The sequence below is a fragment of the Alkalicoccobacillus porphyridii genome, assembly GCF_007293315.1.
Classification (GTDB): Bacteria; Bacillota; Bacilli; order Bacillales; family Bacillaceae_D; genus Alkalicoccobacillus; species Alkalicoccobacillus porphyridii.
The window spans coordinates 1-275 of sequence record NZ_VLXZ01000193.1 but is presented as its reverse complement, the minus strand read 5'-3'; the positions used below and the strand labels follow the sequence as shown (position 1 = coordinate 275).

Here is a 275-nt window from a genome sequence, read left to right as displayed (position 1 = left end):
GGTTATAGACCTTCGCTTCGTTCTCCGTCAGGTTGATCGCAGAACTCCGTGCGGTCGGAATGATGGCGTGGTGCGCATCGACCTTTTTGTCATCCCAACAGCGGTTGCGTATATCTGGATCTACCACTGGCTGCGGCAACAGATCCGGTGCATGAACACTGATGGCATTCATCACCGCGTGGCGTCCGGCAAAATGTTCTTCTGGCAAATAGCGACAATCAGAACGCGGATAAGTGATTAGCTTGTGCGTTTCGTACAGTTTCTGGCAGATATCA

At 51.6% G+C, this 275-nt stretch carries 1 protein-coding gene; it reads right to left on the bottom strand.

Features of this window, described 5'->3' with window-relative positions:
• Positions 1–275, bottom strand: a 275-nt coding sequence (locus FN960_RS23995; protein WP_260682101.1) for a DNA topoisomerase, incomplete at both ends; no start/stop codon positions are given.